17 protein-coding genes are annotated in these 16,863 nt (G+C 38.0%); 8 read left to right on the top strand and 9 right to left on the bottom strand.

Features of this window, described 5'->3' with window-relative positions; genetic code table 11:
• Positions 1-41: 41 nt before the first annotated feature.
• Together purU and H7U19_RS10300 are read left to right on the top strand one after the other, a co-directional pair.
• Positions 42-896 carry a formyltetrahydrofolate deformylase gene (gene purU, locus H7U19_RS10305; RefSeq protein ID WP_186562027.1) on the top strand — a complete coding sequence of 285 codons (855 nt, stop codon included), beginning with the start codon at positions 42-44 and terminating at the stop codon, positions 894-896.
• A 125-nt stretch (positions 897-1,021) separates the two neighbouring features.
• Positions 1,022-2,119 carry an OmpA family protein gene (locus tag H7U19_RS10300; protein WP_186562025.1) on the top strand — a complete coding sequence of 366 codons (1,098 nt, stop codon included), beginning with the start codon at positions 1,022-1,024 and terminating at the stop codon, positions 2,117-2,119.
• Positions 2,120-2,163: 44 nt separating this feature from the next.
• Here the strand turns inward: H7U19_RS10300 and H7U19_RS10295 are convergent, their stop codons facing one another.
• Positions 2,164-3,282 carry a TlpA family protein disulfide reductase gene (locus H7U19_RS10295; protein ID WP_186562023.1) on the bottom strand — a complete coding sequence of 373 codons (1,119 nt, stop codon included), beginning with the start codon at positions 3,280-3,282 and terminating at the stop codon, positions 2,164-2,166.
• A gap of 278 nt (positions 3,283-3,560) precedes the next feature.
• On the opposite strand from H7U19_RS10295, the gene H7U19_RS10290 reads away from it, so the two are divergent.
• From H7U19_RS10290 to H7U19_RS10280, 3 genes are all read left to right on the top strand, one after another.
• On the top strand, positions 3,561-4,265 hold the full coding sequence (locus H7U19_RS10290; protein WP_186562021.1) for a DUF4197 domain-containing protein: 705 nt from the start codon (positions 3,561-3,563) through the stop codon (positions 4,263-4,265).
• Between the two features lie 89 nt (positions 4,266-4,354).
• Positions 4,355-4,552: a Lacal_2735 family protein gene (locus H7U19_RS10285; RefSeq protein WP_186562019.1), complete on the top strand. Its 198-nt coding sequence runs from the start codon at positions 4,355-4,357 to the stop codon at positions 4,550-4,552.
• Between the two features lie 77 nt (positions 4,553-4,629).
• The gene (locus tag H7U19_RS10280; RefSeq protein ID WP_186562017.1) at positions 4,630-4,776 is read left to right on the top strand and encodes a hypothetical protein; all 147 of its coding nucleotides are present in this window, start codon (positions 4,630-4,632) and stop codon (positions 4,774-4,776) included.
• Here the strand turns inward: H7U19_RS10280 and H7U19_RS10275 are convergent.
• Together H7U19_RS10275 and H7U19_RS10270 are read right to left on the bottom strand one after the other, a co-directional pair.
• Positions 4,751-5,539: an ABC transporter substrate-binding protein gene (locus H7U19_RS10275; RefSeq protein WP_186562015.1), complete on the bottom strand. Its 789-nt coding sequence runs from the start codon at positions 5,537-5,539 to the stop codon at positions 4,751-4,753. The genes H7U19_RS10280 and H7U19_RS10275 overlap by 26 nt on opposite strands.
• A 3-nt stretch (positions 5,540-5,542) precedes the next feature.
• Complete coding sequence (locus H7U19_RS10270; protein WP_186562013.1) at positions 5,543-6,955, bottom strand: MATE family efflux transporter; 1,413 nt, start codon at positions 6,953-6,955, stop codon at positions 5,543-5,545.
• Positions 6,956-7,150: 195 nt separating this feature from the next.
• Here H7U19_RS10270 and H7U19_RS10265 point away from each other — a divergent pair, with 195 nt between their 5' ends.
• Positions 7,151-7,828 carry an HAD family hydrolase gene (locus tag H7U19_RS10265; RefSeq protein WP_186562011.1) on the top strand — a complete coding sequence of 226 codons (678 nt, stop codon included), beginning with the start codon at positions 7,151-7,153 and terminating at the stop codon, positions 7,826-7,828.
• 2 nt (positions 7,829-7,830) lie between these two features.
• On the opposite strand, the gene mscL is transcribed toward H7U19_RS10265, so the two are convergent.
• The 5 genes from mscL to H7U19_RS10240 all read right to left on the bottom strand — a co-directional run bounded on the left by mscL (position 7,831) and on the right by H7U19_RS10240 (position 13,806).
• Positions 7,831-8,280, bottom strand: a complete 450-nt coding sequence (gene mscL, locus H7U19_RS10260) for a large conductance mechanosensitive channel protein MscL (protein WP_186562009.1) — start codon at positions 8,278-8,280, stop codon at positions 7,831-7,833.
• Positions 8,281-8,363: 83 nt separating this feature from the next.
• Positions 8,364-11,570: a cytochrome c biogenesis protein CcsA gene (locus H7U19_RS10255; RefSeq protein ID WP_186562007.1), complete on the bottom strand. Its 3,207-nt coding sequence runs from the start codon at positions 11,568-11,570 to the stop codon at positions 8,364-8,366.
• 177 nt (positions 11,571-11,747) lie between these two features.
• Positions 11,748-12,176 carry a DUF4268 domain-containing protein gene (locus H7U19_RS10250; RefSeq protein ID WP_186562006.1) on the bottom strand — a complete coding sequence of 143 codons (429 nt, stop codon included), beginning with the start codon at positions 12,174-12,176 and terminating at the stop codon, positions 11,748-11,750.
• A 151-nt stretch (positions 12,177-12,327) separates the two neighbouring features.
• Positions 12,328-13,002 carry a ZIP family metal transporter gene (locus H7U19_RS10245; protein WP_186562004.1) on the bottom strand — a complete coding sequence of 225 codons (675 nt, stop codon included), beginning with the start codon at positions 13,000-13,002 and terminating at the stop codon, positions 12,328-12,330.
• 72 nt (positions 13,003-13,074) lie between these two features.
• Complete coding sequence (locus tag H7U19_RS10240; RefSeq protein ID WP_186562002.1) at positions 13,075-13,806, bottom strand: class I SAM-dependent methyltransferase; 732 nt, start codon at positions 13,804-13,806, stop codon at positions 13,075-13,077.
• Between the two features lie 173 nt (positions 13,807-13,979).
• On the opposite strand from H7U19_RS10240, the gene H7U19_RS10235 reads away from it, so the two are divergent.
• Positions 13,980-15,137 (top strand): THUMP domain-containing class I SAM-dependent RNA methyltransferase, encoded by a 1,158-nt coding sequence (locus H7U19_RS10235; RefSeq protein ID WP_186562000.1) that lies wholly within the window; start codon positions 13,980-13,982, stop codon positions 15,135-15,137.
• Between the two features lie 7 nt (positions 15,138-15,144).
• On the opposite strand, the gene H7U19_RS10230 is transcribed toward H7U19_RS10235, so the two are convergent.
• Positions 15,145-16,059, bottom strand: a complete 915-nt coding sequence (locus H7U19_RS10230; RefSeq protein WP_186561998.1) for a hypothetical protein — start codon at positions 16,057-16,059, stop codon at positions 15,145-15,147.
• A 453-nt stretch (positions 16,060-16,512) separates the two neighbouring features.
• Here H7U19_RS10230 and H7U19_RS10225 point away from each other — a divergent pair, with 453 nt between their 5' ends.
• The gene (locus H7U19_RS10225; protein WP_186561996.1) at positions 16,513-16,812 is read left to right on the top strand and encodes a GIY-YIG nuclease family protein; all 300 of its coding nucleotides are present in this window, start codon (positions 16,513-16,515) and stop codon (positions 16,810-16,812) included.
• The last annotated feature ends 51 nt before the right edge of the window (positions 16,813-16,863 follow it).

Here is a 16,863-nt window from a genome sequence, read left to right as displayed (position 1 = left end):
ATTTTTAATTTAATTTTGACGGTCAGTTACTTGAATTTCATATGAATAAGATTACCATTTTAATACATTGTAAGGACCGCTCGGGAATTATAGCCAATATTACCAGTTTTATTGCTAAAAAGGATGGCAATATTGTTTATATAGACCAGCACGTGGACCGTGAGCAGAATATCTTTTTTATGCGTCTGGAAAGTGAATTTGATTCCGACGAGTTTTCTACTGAAAGTTTTAAGGAATGTTTTAAAAGGGACTTGGCTGAGAAATTTCGAATGAAATGGCGTATTTATTCTTCGGAAAAGAAACCGAAAATGGCACTGTTCATTTCGAAATATGACCATTGTTTATATGATTTATTAGGACGTTACAATTCGGGTGAGCTGAATTTAGAAATCCCCTTTATTGTGAGTAACCACAAAGATTTAGAGCATATTGCCCATAACTTTGATATTCCGTTTTATCATATTCCTGTGACTAAGGACACCAAAAGCGAGGCTGAAGACCAGCAGTCGGCTTTGCTTCAGGAACATCAAGTAGATTTTATTGTTCTGGCGCGTTATATGCAGATTGTTTCAGAAAAAATCATCAATCAATATCCTAATAAAATCATCAACATCCACCACTCCTTTTTACCGGCTTTCGTTGGAGCGAAACCTTACCATTCAGCCTATAAACGCGGTGTAAAAATCATTGGTGCTACGAGCCACTATGTTACAGAAGAACTGGATGCTGGCCCAATTATCGAACAGGATGTTACAAGGGTAACCCACGCGCATTCTATTTCAGATTTGATTGCAAAAGGACGTGATTTAGAAAAAATCGTTTTGGCCAATGCTGTAAAACTTCACGCCAACAGAAAGGTAATGGTCTACAATAACAAGACGGTTATCTTTACATAAATACCTGAAATTCAAATATTTATTTTCCTTTTTATAAAATAACCAAATGTTAATCGTGACTTTGTAATTTTCTGTGTGTCTCACAAACAGAAGAAAAAATTACCATTAACTAATTTGTAAATTTTATGAAATCAAATTTTATTTTATGCCTAGTTTTTATGTTGGGCATCGGACTTACCCAAGCCCAAAACTTACCTGCTAATCCAGATCCCGGAAAGTGTTATGTGAAATGTATCACTAAAGACGAGTTCAAAACTGTTGAAGAAACTATTGAGGTTTATCCAGCATATTCCAAGCTTGAAGTGGTGCCAGCCACCTATCGTACCGTTGAAGAACGTGTTTTAATCAAGGAGGCTTCTAAAAAATTCGTTTATGTGCCTGCTACTTACGAAACTATTGAAGTGCCTTATGTAAGTAAAGAAGGAAGAACCGATTTGAATATTATTCCTGCGTCTTTCGGTTCGGACTCAAGAACTTTCGAAACCTACCCAAAAACTTCTGGTTGGGAATACAGGGAAACTGCCTGTGATTCTCCAAATAAGGAAGATTGTATGGTGGCCTGTTTTGTGGAGTATCCAGCTCAGTTTAAAGATGTTAGTTTTACGACACTTTCTAGCGATGCCTCAACTAGCAATGTACCTGTACCCGAACGTGGCACTACGTACAAAAAGCGTGTGATTAAAACACCTGCAAGAATGGACGAAATCGAAATTCCCGCTGAGTACAAAACCATCACGCGCCAAGTATTGGCAACTCCCGCAACCACTAAAAGTGTGACCATTCCAGCCCAATCAAAAACTGTTACCAGAACTGTATTAGCCAAAAAAGGTGGATTAACCACTTGGGAAGAAGTGGATTGTGGTCTTTTAAATGCTAATGTTTTACCTATTTTCTATGAATTGGGAAGTGCTCGTATCACTCCAGCTTCTAAGAAAATTATTGATGAAACTTTGTTACCATTATTAAACAGCAAGCCTGTTAGTATTGAATTAATGTCTCATACAGATTCTAGAGGCAATGATGATTTCAACATGTCTTTATCTCAACAACGTGCTAATTCCGTTGTAAATTACTTAGTATCAAAAGGTATTTCTAGGAGTAGATTATCTGCAAAAGGATATGGTGAGTCTAGATTGGTAAACCGTTGTTCCAACGGCGTGGACTGTTCTGAAGGTGAGCACAGAAAAAACAGAAGAACCGAATTTAGAGTAATCCAAAACTAAATCCCTAGGATTAAGTTTTAGTTTGTTGACAGTAAGGCACCTTTTTAAGGTGCCTTCTTTTTTATGGTATATTTTGGATAAGTGGCCACTTGCTTTTTCGCTTCGATACCGTACGTGTCACTTAAACCCGAGGCCATTAACTCGAAATATTTATAGTGAATTTCCCAATCGTGAAGAGCATTGGCAACCGATTGATTTTTGATTAGCACTGGGATCTCCAAAAGATTGGCCAACTGATACCCCACTTGATTCAGGGATACATTATCCGCTTTTAAATCGCTATCCCCAATTAAAAAGTGGGGAGAATCATTACCCCAATCGATTTGATCGACATCCCAAAACCGTGCGTTTTTAATGTTCAAAACCAATGCCTCTCCGTTGGCTAGATCACTGGAATACTCCAACTTTAAGGCTTTTAAAATCCTATCGGATAGATTGCTGGAAACATCTGTTTCATTTTTAAAACGTACACGATAGGAATGATTAAACTTAGACGGTACATCAATTTGTTTTTGATAAGTATGGCTCGAATACGCCAAAATAGCTTGTAAACTGCCTTTTAATTCAAAGAAATCCGTATGTTTTTTTATTTCAAAATATGGTGAGTCTGGTATTTTTATGATTTCAAAATCCTTCTCGAAAACAACTTCTTTTTGGGTGAATGTTTTTGGAGTGTTTTGCAACAAAAACATCTTGTCCAAAGCTATTTTTTGTTTGTTGATACTTAAATAGCCATCCAAATGATAATCCTTAAATTCAGCTGGATGCCCTTCCCACAATCGTTCTCCTTTCGCATTAAAGAGAATCCCGTAGGGCAAACTTGAAATATTATATTTTGAAAAGGTTTCACCTTGAAAATCAATCGCCACTGCAAGTCCCATCCGATGTTTCTTCATAAAACGTTTGACCACATCCGGATTTTCTTGGCTCAAAGACAGAATATAAAAGTTATCAGGATACTGCATTTGTAACGCACTTAAATATTTAGATGCATGAATGCACGGCCCGCACCAAGTGGCCCAAAAATCCACGAAATACAAGGCGTTTTCATTGTTCTTTGCAATTGAGGATGTTTGGATATTTTCGGAAATTTTTATCTGGCCAAATATCACTGTTGGTATCAACAATGCAATAAAGCGTATAAACGATTTTCTAAAATTCATTTTTTTGTTCAATATAAACTCAACCTCTTCATAACAACAATTATGCTAAAATAGTATTTCTCAAATAATAGTTTCAAATTCCACGGGCTTCAAAAAAAAATTAAAAAAATTGTGACCCTTCAAAAAATGCTGTGTCTTATTTATTGGTAAAGCAATCCAATTAATTGAGGGATTAATTAGATTCATGTGATTCATATAGCTAAGACACTCAAATTTTACTTTGGGTGTCTTTTCATTTCTTTGCTTAATCTTATATTTGAAACCAAAAACCCAATACCATGATACGTAAACTTTTTTTAGTCTGCTTTATTTTCAATATAACAGCGTGTGCCGAGCTGCAAGGTGTTATTAACCAATTGCCACAAGAAGGCACTATTTCCAATGCCGATATTGCCTCTGGCCTGCGACAAGCCTTGGATTTTGGTATCGACAAACAGGTCACCAAGCTTACCCAAAAGGATGGGTTCTATCGCAATGAATTGGTAAAAATCCTTTTGCCCGAAGAACTTAAAAAAGTAGACAAAACGTTGCGTGACATCGGCTTGGGCAAATTGGCCGACGAAGGACTTAAAGTACTGAACCGTGCCGCCGAGGACGCAGTAAAAGAAGCTACACCTATTTTTGTAAATGCTGTGAAAGACATCACTTTTGACGATGCAAAACAAATTCTTTTGGGCAATGATGATGCGGCTACCCAATATTTAACGGGAAGAACGCAGACTGCGCTGTATGATAAATTTAATCCCGTGATTAAAAATTCGTTTAGCAAAGTGGGTGCCGATGATATCTGGAGTAATTTGATTACCAAATACAATAATATTCCTTTTACCAAGGATGTGAATCCAGATTTAACGGACTATGTGACCAATGAGGCATTGAACGGTGTGTTTACCATGATAGCCGTCGAAGAAAAGGAAATTAGAAATAAAATAGGCTCAAGAACTACGGATTTATTGAAAAAGGTGTTTGCCCTTCAGGATTAGAGGAGTTGTACTTTTCAAAATTTGAGGTGATTTTCTTTTGAGTTCTCAATAAAAAATGTAATTTTAAGTACTCTCGTTTTTAGCATGTTATGAACAGAATTGAAGCTATAAAAAGTCACCAAATCAAGCTGAATAAAAAGTATAAAAAGCTCATGGAGCGTGCTTATAATTTTAGGCAGACAGACGCCCCTTTGAGCGACTTCGCGGAATACGAGGCGATAAAGCTCCTCGATAAAATCAATAAGCTGAATTATCTTTACAGGGAACAACATCAGCAAGCTTCTTAAAACTTTAGTGTTTTCTTAACAATTCCGTCACGTCCAAAAGACGTTTTTTCTCGTACTTTACTTAAAAACAGAATATTATGAATCCCCATTTTTGCAGAGTTGGCAAAATTAAGGCCATCGTTAATCCGCTAGTGAGCTTAAAAGAAGTAGAAAAAAGAATTGCAAACTTTGTTGACGATGTTACCAAAGTTGAATATTCTAAAGATTGGAACGAAGCGATTTAAAATAATCGAAAGCTTTCACCAATCTAGAGCCATACCAAGAGAAGTATTCCCCATCTACCAATAGAATTTTGGCATTTGGGTAGAATTCTTGTAGTTCTTTTTTATTTACTTCCTTGAAAGGAAACGGCTCACTTGACAATAATACCAAATCCACCTCTTCTTCAATATTTAGTTGGATTTCTGGGTAGCGGTTTTCACTGTCGTAAAAATTTTCGAAACGGTTCAATTGCATCAAATACTCAATAAACGTTGACCCTCCTGCAACCATCCAAGGGTTTTTCCATATGAAATAAATCGTTTTTAGGGATTTATAGTTTTCAATAAAACTTTCAAAACGCGACGCTTCTCCCTGAATTTTATCAATCAGGACTTTTGCTTCATCTTCCTTTATAAACAACTGTCCGTACTGTTTTACAAGTTCTAAGCTATCATCCAAGTCAAAAATATCCGAAACGTGAACAGGGCAAATGGTTCCGCACACTTCAACTATTGCTTTTGTATTCTCTTCCTTATTGCATAAAATGATATCCGGTTTTACTGTTTTGATTTTCTCAAAATTCACCTGTTTTGTGCCACCAATAACTTTTGCCTTGGATTTTATGTGCTTGGGATGAACACAGAACTTTGTAACGCCGACAAGATTATCTTCCAAACCCAAATCACATAACAACTCCGTTTGGCTTGGGACCAAAGACACAATCCTTTTGGGAGTTTCAGAAAGGCAAAGTCGTCTTCCGATTTGGTCAATTAATGCAGTCGCCATGATTTAAACCTGAACGCGTTTCCAATTTCCGTTCTTGAACCAAACTATCGCAATTACTGCTATCAATACTTCCGTCAAAGTAATTGCCCAAAATACACCTGATGGTCCAAAATCGAGGGTAAGTGCCATCAAATAAGCAAAAGGCAATTGCAACAGCCAGAAGCAGACAAAGTTGATATACGTTGGCGTTTTGGTATCACCTGCTCCATTAAAGGCATTGATAACTACCATACCGTAAGCATAAAAAATATAACCTGCGGCCAACACTCTCAAACACTGGCCTCCATATTTTACGACATTTGGCGTCTGGTTAAACAACCCAATAATCTGTGGCGAAAACACCAAATAGATGATAGAAACTACTCCCATAAAAATGGCACAGTACTTTCCGGTTTTCCAAACGGATTGTTCAGCACGATCGGGTTTCTGGGCTCCCAAGTTTTGTCCCACCAATGTAGCCGCCGCATTACTCATGCCCCATGCGGGCATCAATGTAAACATCATCACACGTATAGCTATGGTGTATCCAGCCAAGACTTCACTACCGAATTCACTCATAATTCGCATTAAAAATACCCAGGAGGACGTGCCGATTAAAAACTGACCAATACCGCCAATCGACACTTTTATGAGATTCAGCATAACACCCACCTGTAATGCTAAATCGGGAATACCCACCTTAATTTTACTAAATCCGAAAAACAGCACGGCCAATTGAAATACCACTGCAGTACCCCTGCCAATGGTTGTGGCAATAGCCGCGCCTTCAACCCCAAAGGCAGGTACTGGGCCAAAGCCAAAAATAAAAATAGGGTCGAGAATGATATTTAGCCCGTTGGACAACACTAGTGTCCACATAGCTACAGAAGCATCTCCTGCTCCCCTAAAAATAGCATTGATTAAAAACAGGAGCATGATGGTAACGTTACCACCTAAAAGTACTTTCGTATAACCAAAACCTTCTTCAATTAAATCGGGCTCACCGCCCATTAGCCCCAAAATTTCCTTCGGATAAATTATTCCAATAACACTGATAACTGCTGCCACCGCTATACCTAGAAATATAACCTGAACGGCTGCAGTTGAGGCACCTTTTATATCCTGTTCCCCCACCCTTCTGGCAACAATAGCCGTGGCCGCCATACTTAAACCTATGGCCACTGCATATACTAATGTAATTACAGATTCCGTGAGACCTATAGTAGCTACTGCATTAACGCTAACTTGGGATACATACATGATATCCACAATAGCAAAAATGGACTCCATGAGCATTTCCAAAATCATAGGGATGGACAGCATAAAAACTGCCCTTCGAATACTACCAGAAGTAAATTCTTGCTCCTTGCCGGTTATGGCGATTTTAAGATACTTTAGAAATTGTTTAAAGGTGATTTTATTTGATTTTGATTGCATTTTGAATAGTTTAAAACATATATATTGAACCAAACCGAAAGTGTTCAGTCTTTTGTACTCGAGAGCAATTCTCGAAATAGCTGGAAGTCAACTTATGCAATCATGTAACAAAGATGTTGAATTAATTTCTATTTACAAAATGAATTCTTTAGGTGATGTTTTACAGTTAGGCTATCTTCGCAAAAACTTTTTTGGATGCTAAAAGCTGTTATTTTTGATATGGATGGGGTGATTATCGACAGTGAACCCATGCACCATAAAGCCTATAATGACATGTTTGATGAAGTAGGAATTGACGTTTCAAGAGAACTTTACAATTCCTTTACTGGCCAATCTACTTTAAATATTTGCAAACGTCTGTGCGACCATTTCAGTTTAAAAGAAAGTCCTGAAACCTTAGTGACCATCAAACGCAGGTATTACAAGCAGTTTTTTGATAAAAATTCAGATTTGGATTTAATCGATGGGGTCTTGGATCTAATAAAAAACTATCATGAAAATGGACTAACATTGGTTTTAGGTTCCTCAGCAGCCATGACCAGTATCAACATGATTTTTGAACGTTTTGAATTGAACCCCTACTTTAAGGCGAAATTGAGTGGTGGTGACTTAAAACAATCTAAACCGCATCCTGAAATTTTTGAAAAAGCAGCAGAAGCTTCAGGTTTCAAAAGAGAAGAATGTATCGTAATCGAAGACTCCACAAATGGCATTCAGGCTTCAAAGTCTGCAGGCATCTATTGTGTGGGCTATGATAGTTTTCACTCCAAAAACCAAGACTATTCCAAAGCCGATCAAGTGATTACTGACTTTAAGGATATCTATTTTGATAAAATCAGTAGTGTATTCAATGGAAAAAAGGTGGATTTCTAAAACTAGCTTTTAGACTTCAACAATGCATTTTGCTCCTCCATCAACTTTGTAAGCTTGTCCAATAGTTCGATATCCTTTGGGGTCACCACGGTATCATCAGTTGTATCTTGCGCTTTCTTTTTCAATCGGTTCATAAATTTGACGACGATAAACACCGTGAAACCGATAATGATAAAATCCAAAAAAGCTTCACCTAAAGCCCCGTAACCAATAGCCACTTCCTCAGTGATAACCTTGCCGTCTGCAGCATTAGAGGCTTCCTGCAGAATAATTTTTTTGTTTTGAAAATTCACTCCATTGGTGAGTAAAGATAAAGGGGGTAACATCACCTTTTTCACTAATACGTCTATCACTTTGTTAAATGCCGCACCGATGATAATACCAATGGCCATATCCATCATATTACCTTTTACTGCAAACTCCTTGAATTCTTTAAATAATTGCTTCGCCATAATTTTTTGTTTTGTGCAAAATTATGGGATTCACATCAACAATTAAATTGAATCCAAAGAAAAGTTAATTTGAATGAGGGGACTTATTTTTTATAATATTTCGCATAACCCCGATACGCAAAGAATCCAAGGACAGCAACAAACCCACAAGCTATACCTATGAATTTCAAACTCACGATTTGGTCACCACTGGCGTATGAATGCAATCCTGCCAAATAGAAATTCACCCCAAAATAGGTCATCAAAATACTTGAGAAGGCTACAATCGACATCAAATTAAAAAACCAGCGGCCACGAAGACCAGGTACCAATCGCATATGAATCACAAAGGCATAAATCATAATACTGATAAGTGCCCAAGTTTCCTTGGGATCCCATCCCCAATAGCGCCCCCAACTTTCATTGGCCCACATGCCTCCAAGGAAGTTCCCGATGGTCAACATTACCAATCCAACGGTTAGTGCCATTTCATTGATAATGGTCAACTCCTGAATGTTCAAGGACATTACCTTTTTATTTTTTTCTGTGGTAAACACCATTAACAGCAATGCGACTACACCCAATATCATACCTAATGCAAAAGGCCCATAACTGGCCACGATTACCGCCACGTGAATCATTAGCCAATAACTATTCAGAACCGGTTGTAGGTTGGCAATGGCAGGATCCATCCAATTCCAGTGGGCAATCATTAGAATCATTGCCGTAACAAATGCCGTGGAAGCAATGGTCAAATCGCTTTTTCGTCCAAACGCCAACCCGAAGAACATCGTTGCCCATGCCACATAAATCATGGACTCATAAGCATCACTCCAAGGGGCATGACCCGAAATATACCAACGTACAATCAGACCCGTCGTATGCAATATAAATAGGCCAAAAATAATCCATTTAAAGACGTTGACTGCAATATTTAACCCTTTACTCCGGTCATTAAATATTTGAACAATTAGCAAGACGAAAAGTAAAGTTCCGGCATACATATACCAGCTGAAGAGCTTTTTGAAAATATCATATTTATTGTACAATACTTCGGTTTTAATCTTGTCATCGCTCAACATCACCTCAGAGCCATAGCGTTTCTGGGTTTTCTTAAAAGCTTCCAATAGTTTTGAGGCTTCTGAAAAATCACCTGAGTGTTTTCCTTCATTTACTTTAAACAAATACGCCCGAAACCCATTTTTTATAAAATTGCCATACAAAGAATCTTCAACTTTATAACCGTCCATAAGGTAATCGAAGTTGGATATCCATTTGTTGTTATCATCATTGGGCAACGGAAAGATTTTTAAAGAACGCCCCTGAATCGTATTGTATAGCAAGTTAACTCGTTGGTCGGTCTCCTTAAATTCCTTTTGAAAACCATTGGGTATTTGTGCCTTATAAGCCTCATCCAAAAACGGAGCCAGCTTATAACGGCCTTCATTAGTGAAGAAATCGCCGAGGGTAACATATTTTTCACCTTTCTCAGTTCCAATCAAACTCCTTATGGAGTCGCCCTTTTTCAATTTCAAATAAATGATAGGCACATTGTACCACAATTGCGGACTTTCCTGCATGGAAAGAAATACCTGATTGGCATCAAAATTCTCATAGCTGTCATTCTTGCTCAGCTTACGCAACATCTCCGATGCATAGGTATTCACAGGCATCATTCGCCCACTTAAATCCTGAATGACCAAGTGTCCAAACTCATCCGCATGCGCTTTTGGAGTTATGTTGGCCTTTAAAACCGAATCAATCTGGACCTTTGTCGGCTTTGAGAATTGATGGGCATGATCGTGTCCGTCATCTGGAGAATGTTGTTCCTCAGTTTGAGCAAATCCATTTAAACCAATTAACAGTGATATGGCGCTCAAAAATTTAGCCTTTTTAGCTTTGACGGTTTTTAAGCGTTCTTTCAAATCCCCAAATCGGGAACCCTTGCTGAATAAAATAGCCATCAACCCAAAATAGAGCATGATGTAACCAATATAGGTAATCAAGGTTCCCCAATAATCATGGTTAACCGAGAGAATTGTACCCTTTTCGTCAGGGTCAAAACTGGATTGAAAGAAGCGATAGCCCTTATGGTCCAGAATATTATTCATGAAGATTTTATAATCGTAACTACCGGCTTCCTCATCCAAAACGGTGACTTCACTAGAATAGGCTGAATACCCATTTTCGGTTCCTGGGTAGCGTTCGGCTTCAAAATCATTCAACTTTAAGGAAAATGGCAATTCCAAAACCTTGGAGCCATAACGAAATGCGAATTCTAATCCGCCCACTTCAATTTGTTTATAGTTGCTACTTCTGCCCTGTCCGCCCAAAAGGCCAAGTCGCTTTGTTTCACCGTTTGTAGAAATTTTCAACACCACACCGTCATCATCATTCTTCAACATTTTAGATTTTTGAACGATATCAAAAACACCTTTGGTCACAGGTTTGGGAAACACCATTTGCATATTGCCAATCACATATCTTGAACGCAAATGCAGGGATTGTAAACTATCCTTAACCAGCTTGCCCTGAGCGCGGGTAGCCATTGTCATATATTGGCCCTCAAAAGGAGAATTTATAGTTAAGGAATCTCCAGCAAAAGTGATGTTGATTGCGCCCTGTGTTGGTTTGTTTAGCGCGAATAAAATATTGTGTATGCTGGCAACTTCACCTAGTTTTAAAAAGTGATTGTGTGGGCCGTTGGAGCCTGCCTCCACTATTTTCAAATAGGATTCGCCGTTTTCATTTGGGATGATATCCTCTTCAGCCCCACCGATAAATTTTTCCAGTTCAATGGTAACGGGCTGTTCATTATATTCCGTTTTAATCTTAAAGTCATTGTTCAATTTAGGGGAAAAGTCCACTTCCTCTTCAACCACACGCATTTGGTTAACACCATTTACCTCATAATCGCCATAAATATTACCAGAAATATAGGTTTTCTGCGACAAAAACTGATTTTCCGTAGCCCCTTCACGAATCGCCATCATCCCCTCAAAACTCACATACCGCGTGATGAACGCACCTATCAAAATAAAGAGAAAAGAAATGTGCAAAATAAAAGTAGCCCACTTTTCTTTTTTGTACAGCCTAAACCTGAAAATATTCCCGGCAAAGTTGATGACAAAAAATACCATGATGGCCTCAAACCACCAGGCGTTGTATATTAAATTCCGAGTATAAGGTGTGGGTGATGTTTCCTGCCCCGCGTCCAAAAATGTTCCAGTGGCCATGGCGGCCGCAAAAACGATAAATAAAATAGCAGTAAGTCGGGTAGAAAAAAAGATTTTTGCGAGTTTCTCTTGCATTTTAAGTGCCTATTTTTTGCTCGTGCAAAAATACGGAATTGTGACGATTAAAACCTGTGTTTTAACATGGTTTGATGATAAAAAGAAAACTTGTCATTCAGAACGAAGTGAAGAATCTTTCTACCAGAATGAGATTCATCAGTCGTTCCTCCTTCTGAATGACAACATATGAAGTTGTCACCCCTCAATTACCTCTTTATATTCTAGAAAAAAGTCTTCAAACAAACTCATGGTTTCATTAAAAAATTCCATCACTTCTCGCCACGAGTTCTTATTATGAATGGACACTTTTTGCTCCAAAAGCACATAAACTCTAGAGATTTCCTTTCCGTTTTTCAAAAAATAGGTTTCTTCAAAAATGGCATCGGGCAAATAATCATCCATTAAAATAGACTTTAATGCCACTAGTTTTTCCCAATATTTGATTCGGAATTCTAAATCATCCTCCAGGTCCAAAGCCACCAATGCTTTCTTGATATCAAAATGAAACTTGAAGCTAAGGCCTTTTAATTTGGTATTGTACAAAATCCATTTTCTGGGAAAAGATTTCCCAAAACTGGTCCAAAATTCTTGTCGTAATATGCGAGATTCTTCTTTGCTAAACATAGAGAGGCCCCTTCTTAATCTTCCCCAAAGGGGAAGAAACACTCAAACTTTTAAAAATATTTAAAATTCTCTTTGCGACTTAGCGCCTTTGCGAGAATCAATTCCGCAACAGTTCCCTTTCCCATGGAAAGGGTTAGGGAAAGGCTTCTCTTTATATAAAATAAGCAATCCCAACACCTAAAATAATAGCTACAAACTTCCCGAGGTTAAACTTATGTCCTTCTCCGCTTTCAAACAAAATAGTGGTGGAAATATGGAAAAAGATACCAATAACTATTGCATTAATGCTATGTGACAATTGCAAACTGAAATCAGAAGTATTGGAAATCAGCGTGCCAAAGGGGGTCATTGCAGCAAATATGGTTAAAAACATAACCATTTGGGCAACACTGTATTCCGATCGAAACAAATAAATACTCACAAGTGCCGCAATCGGGATTTTATGTACCAACACCCCATAAACCATATCGTTTTCCTCATGAATTGGAAAGCCCTCCAAAAAACTATGGATACACAGGCTAATAAACAATAACCAAGGAAATGCCTTTGCATCTTTATGAATGTGCACATGTCCATGTTCTGCTCCCTTTGAGAACAGTTCCAGAACAATTTGCAACAGAATACCACTCATAATAAACAACCCTGTCATCTTGGTATCCAAATGGTCATAAACCTCTGGCAACAGCTCAAAAAGTGTTAAGGCCAATAAAAAAGCCCCGCTAAAGGACAGCAATAACTTGGTGTTCCAAGTGCGTTTGTGCTTGGTAAGCCTCGCAATAATAACCCCAGCTATAACAGCGTAAATGGGAAAAAGAAATTTATTCATTTAAAATTTTAGTTCAATCTAGTTTTTGGTTTCGCTCCACAAGAGTGAGATAAATAAATGTCGATTATCGACCTATTTAAAAATCATTACCAAACGCTCCGAAGTGGGCGCATCAAATTTTCGCAATTTATAATCGCCAAAAACATCCAGCAAATATACTCCCGCCGCTTCAAACATCATTTCAAAATCCGCTAAGGTAAACGCTTTTACCCGTTCCTCAAAACTATAGGCTTGTCCGTTGGCCTCAAAATCAATCGTCTTGATAATATAGCCATCCCTCAGGAAACGCTTCAAATTAAAGGTAATACCATCCACAGTTTTAGTGTCCTCCGGTACAAGATTGGCCAGCACAAAATCCGTATTCATAAAATCAATCACCCCAAAACCAGTGGCGTTCAAATCCGCCTTTATGGCCTTAATCGTGTTCAAATTGTCCTCGTCCCTATCAAAATACCCAAAACTGGTAAATAAATTAAACACCGCATCAAACTGTTTAGGATAGGGACTGCACATATCGTGCACCTCAAATTTCAACCTGTGGTTTTCAAACTGCTTGGCGTGCGCAATACTATTCACGCTCAAATCAATCCCCGTTACATCATAGCCTATCTTGTTCAAATACCGTGAGTGCCGCCCTTTGCCACAGGCCAAATCCAGTATGCTCCCACCCTCGGGCAAGTTTAAATACTGCGTCAGGTTATCCATAAACACCTGCGCCTCGGTCGCATCCCTGTCCCGGTATAAAATATGGTAAAACCGCGTATCAAACCACGATTTAAACCAAGTTGTAGTATCTTCCGCCATAAATTATTTTGGGGGTTCCCCTGTCGGGTCGGGCTTTCACTACTCGCTCTCTTCGAGGAGCTCAAACAGGCCGTTTAATCCCTAGCCCACTTATTTGCTGTCGTCATTTAATTGACCGCAAAATTACACTATTTTTGCAATCTTATCCGACTTAAATTCATTGGACGAAAACTATGGCCGAAAATTTCAACATGGTAGCCAAAACATTATTTGGTTTTGAAGAGATACTCGAAAAAGAACTCACCCAGCTCGGGGCAATGCACGTTAAAAAAGGCGTGCGTGTTGTAGAATTTGTGGGCGACAAAGGCTTTATGTACAAAGCCAATTTGGCATTACGCACCGCCATAAAAATTTTAAAACCCATAAAATCCTTTCGAGTACGCAGTGAAAATGACCTGTACGAGCAAATCAAAAACATGCCATGGGAACAGTATCTAAAACCCACCGGTTCTTTGGCAGTGGATGCCACGGTACATTCCGAAATGTTTAAGCATTCCCTGTTTATCGCCCAAAAAACAAAAGACGCCATAGTAGACCGTTTTCGCGAAAACACAGGGCAACGCCCCAATGTGGATTTAAAATTTCCCGATTTAAAAATCAATGTGCGTATCTCCAGACAGGAATGTACCGTGTCTTTAGACACCTCAGGCGAATCCCTGCACAAACGCGGTTACAAATTGGCCACCAATATTGCACCCATTAACGAAGTGCTCGCCGCAGGACTCATTATGTTATCCGGTTGGGACGGCCAATCCGATTTTATGGACCCCATGTGCGGTTCGGGCACCATCGCCATCGAAGCAGCAATGCTCGCCTGCAACATTCCACCAAACCTCCTACGAAAGGAATTTGCCTTTGAGCGTTGGCAGGACTGGGATGTAGATCTATTTGAGAAAATTGAAGAGTCCCTTTTGAAAAAAACACGGGATTTTCACCACCAAATTATAGGCTACGACAAAGCCCCAAGTGCCATCCGAAAAGCCCAAGAGAATGTAAAACATGCCAATCTCGAGGATTTTATCACCATAAAGCACGAGGATTTTTTTAAGACCCAAAAAGGCGGGCAAGACAAACTACATATACTGTTCAATCCACCCTACGGCGAACGCCTGAATTTGGATATGGAGGAATTCTATCAAAATATAGGCAATACCCTAAAACGAAATTATCCCGGCACCGAAGCCTGGTTTATCACCTCAAACCTTGAAGCCCTAAAACACGTAGGCCTGCGCCCCTCCAAAAAAATACAGCTTTATAACGCCAAACTGGAATCCCGTTTGGTAAAATATGTGATGTATGAGGGGAGCAAGAAGGGGAAGTATATGGGGTGATATTACTTCATAAATTTTTGAGTTCTATCAAATAATCATGGAGAGCATCTTCAGAAAGTTTTTTATTTAATAATCTGCTCATATATCTATCATTTAATAAAACCAAATCAATAGTATCTTCCGTTAAGTTCTCCCCAACTAAGTAAGCACATGTTTTTAGTCTTCTATAAGAAAAATCATCGGTATAATTAATTCCCAAAACAAATATCACCTTATCTAATTCATTAGGATTTATGTTAATTTTCAACGAGAACCTTTGATCAATTCCATCGCTATTTGCCATCTTTAATGGTAGAATTTGATCATTTATCCTTTTCATATTTATACTATTGAGTTCGTCTTTTGAAGATCTATAATAGTATATTTTTACTACTGGCTTGATATTTTTGGCATCTCTTTGCCCTTTGTTTTCAAAGGTATATTTAAACTCTAACATTGAGCTATTTATAGTATCTCTAATTAGATATGCCTTTTTACTATTTATTATTAATTTCGCTTCATTCTGTCTAAATTTCACCTCCTCCAATCTAACTAATTCTTTCGACTTTTCTACAGCCCCTTTTAAAATCTCAACTTGATCAGATACACTATCTCTCACCCCTTTCAAAACACTATCGATTTTTGCTAGGCTTTTCCCTGTTTCCTTAACTGATTCAATATTTTTCCTTAAATCCTCTTCAATCAACCTTGTATTAACAGTTAAAGTATCAGACTGCCTAATTATAGTATTTGCCTTTTCAAGCAATTCATCTCCTTCTCTAACCGTGTTAATCACATCAATAATGGAAAAGACAAACAACAAGGCCAAAACAATAATCAAAATAATTTTTTTATTCTTTTTCTTGAATTTTTCCAAAATGCCAAACGATTCATTGACAAGAAGAAGAGAGGATATTACAACTATGATAAATTTGATTAACATTTTTATAGGTTATAATATCAAAATTAACTTAATTCGTAGGAAATTAAATTCGATACTAAAAGAAATTATCAACAATCACATAATTAGTAAAAGTTAGGTACAAGCAAGTCTGTAGAGAGCTTAGTCGAAGTAAAATTATCTCGTTCTTTTTGAAGCTAAACCTAGATTCCTTCGTCGCGCACTCCTCGCAATGACGAGCACAACGTCATTACGAGGAGTGCGCGACGAAGTAATCTCATCCAAATAAAAACGATAAATTCCGTATAACATTACAAAGATTGCTTCACGGTGTTCGCAATGACGATTAACACGTCATTACAAGGGAGGCACGACCGAAGTAATCTCATCCCATAAAACGACACCCTAGATTACTTCGCATTCGCTCGTAATGACGTAAAGAAAGATTGCCACCTCCTTTGCCCTCGCAACGACGAATTAATTTTATATTTGAACATGCACAAATCCTACGTTTATTTCTTAACAAACAAGAACAATACGGTAATCTACATTGGTGTTACTTCAAATTTAGAAAAGCGTATCTATCAACATAAAACCAAGGCATTAAAAGGCTTCACCGCTAAATACAATTGTGATAAACTGGTATATTTTGAAACATTTTCAGATATCAATGATGCCATAGCCAGAGAGAAGCAATTAAAATCCGGAAACCGTAAACGAAAAGAGAATTTAATCAATAAAGACAATCCCGAATGGAATGACTTATCTGATGGATGGTTGTTTTATTTTGATTGAGGTTTAGTCGTGTTTTAATTTAAAGATTGCTTCGCTTTGATCGCAATGACG

It is taken from the genome of Hyunsoonleella aquatilis (assembly GCF_014270105.1).
GTDB classification, from domain to species: Bacteria; Bacteroidota; Bacteroidia; order Flavobacteriales; family Flavobacteriaceae; genus Jejuia; species Jejuia aquatilis.
Note: the sequence above shows the minus strand (reverse complement) of the source record. Positions and strands in the feature narration are given on the sequence as shown.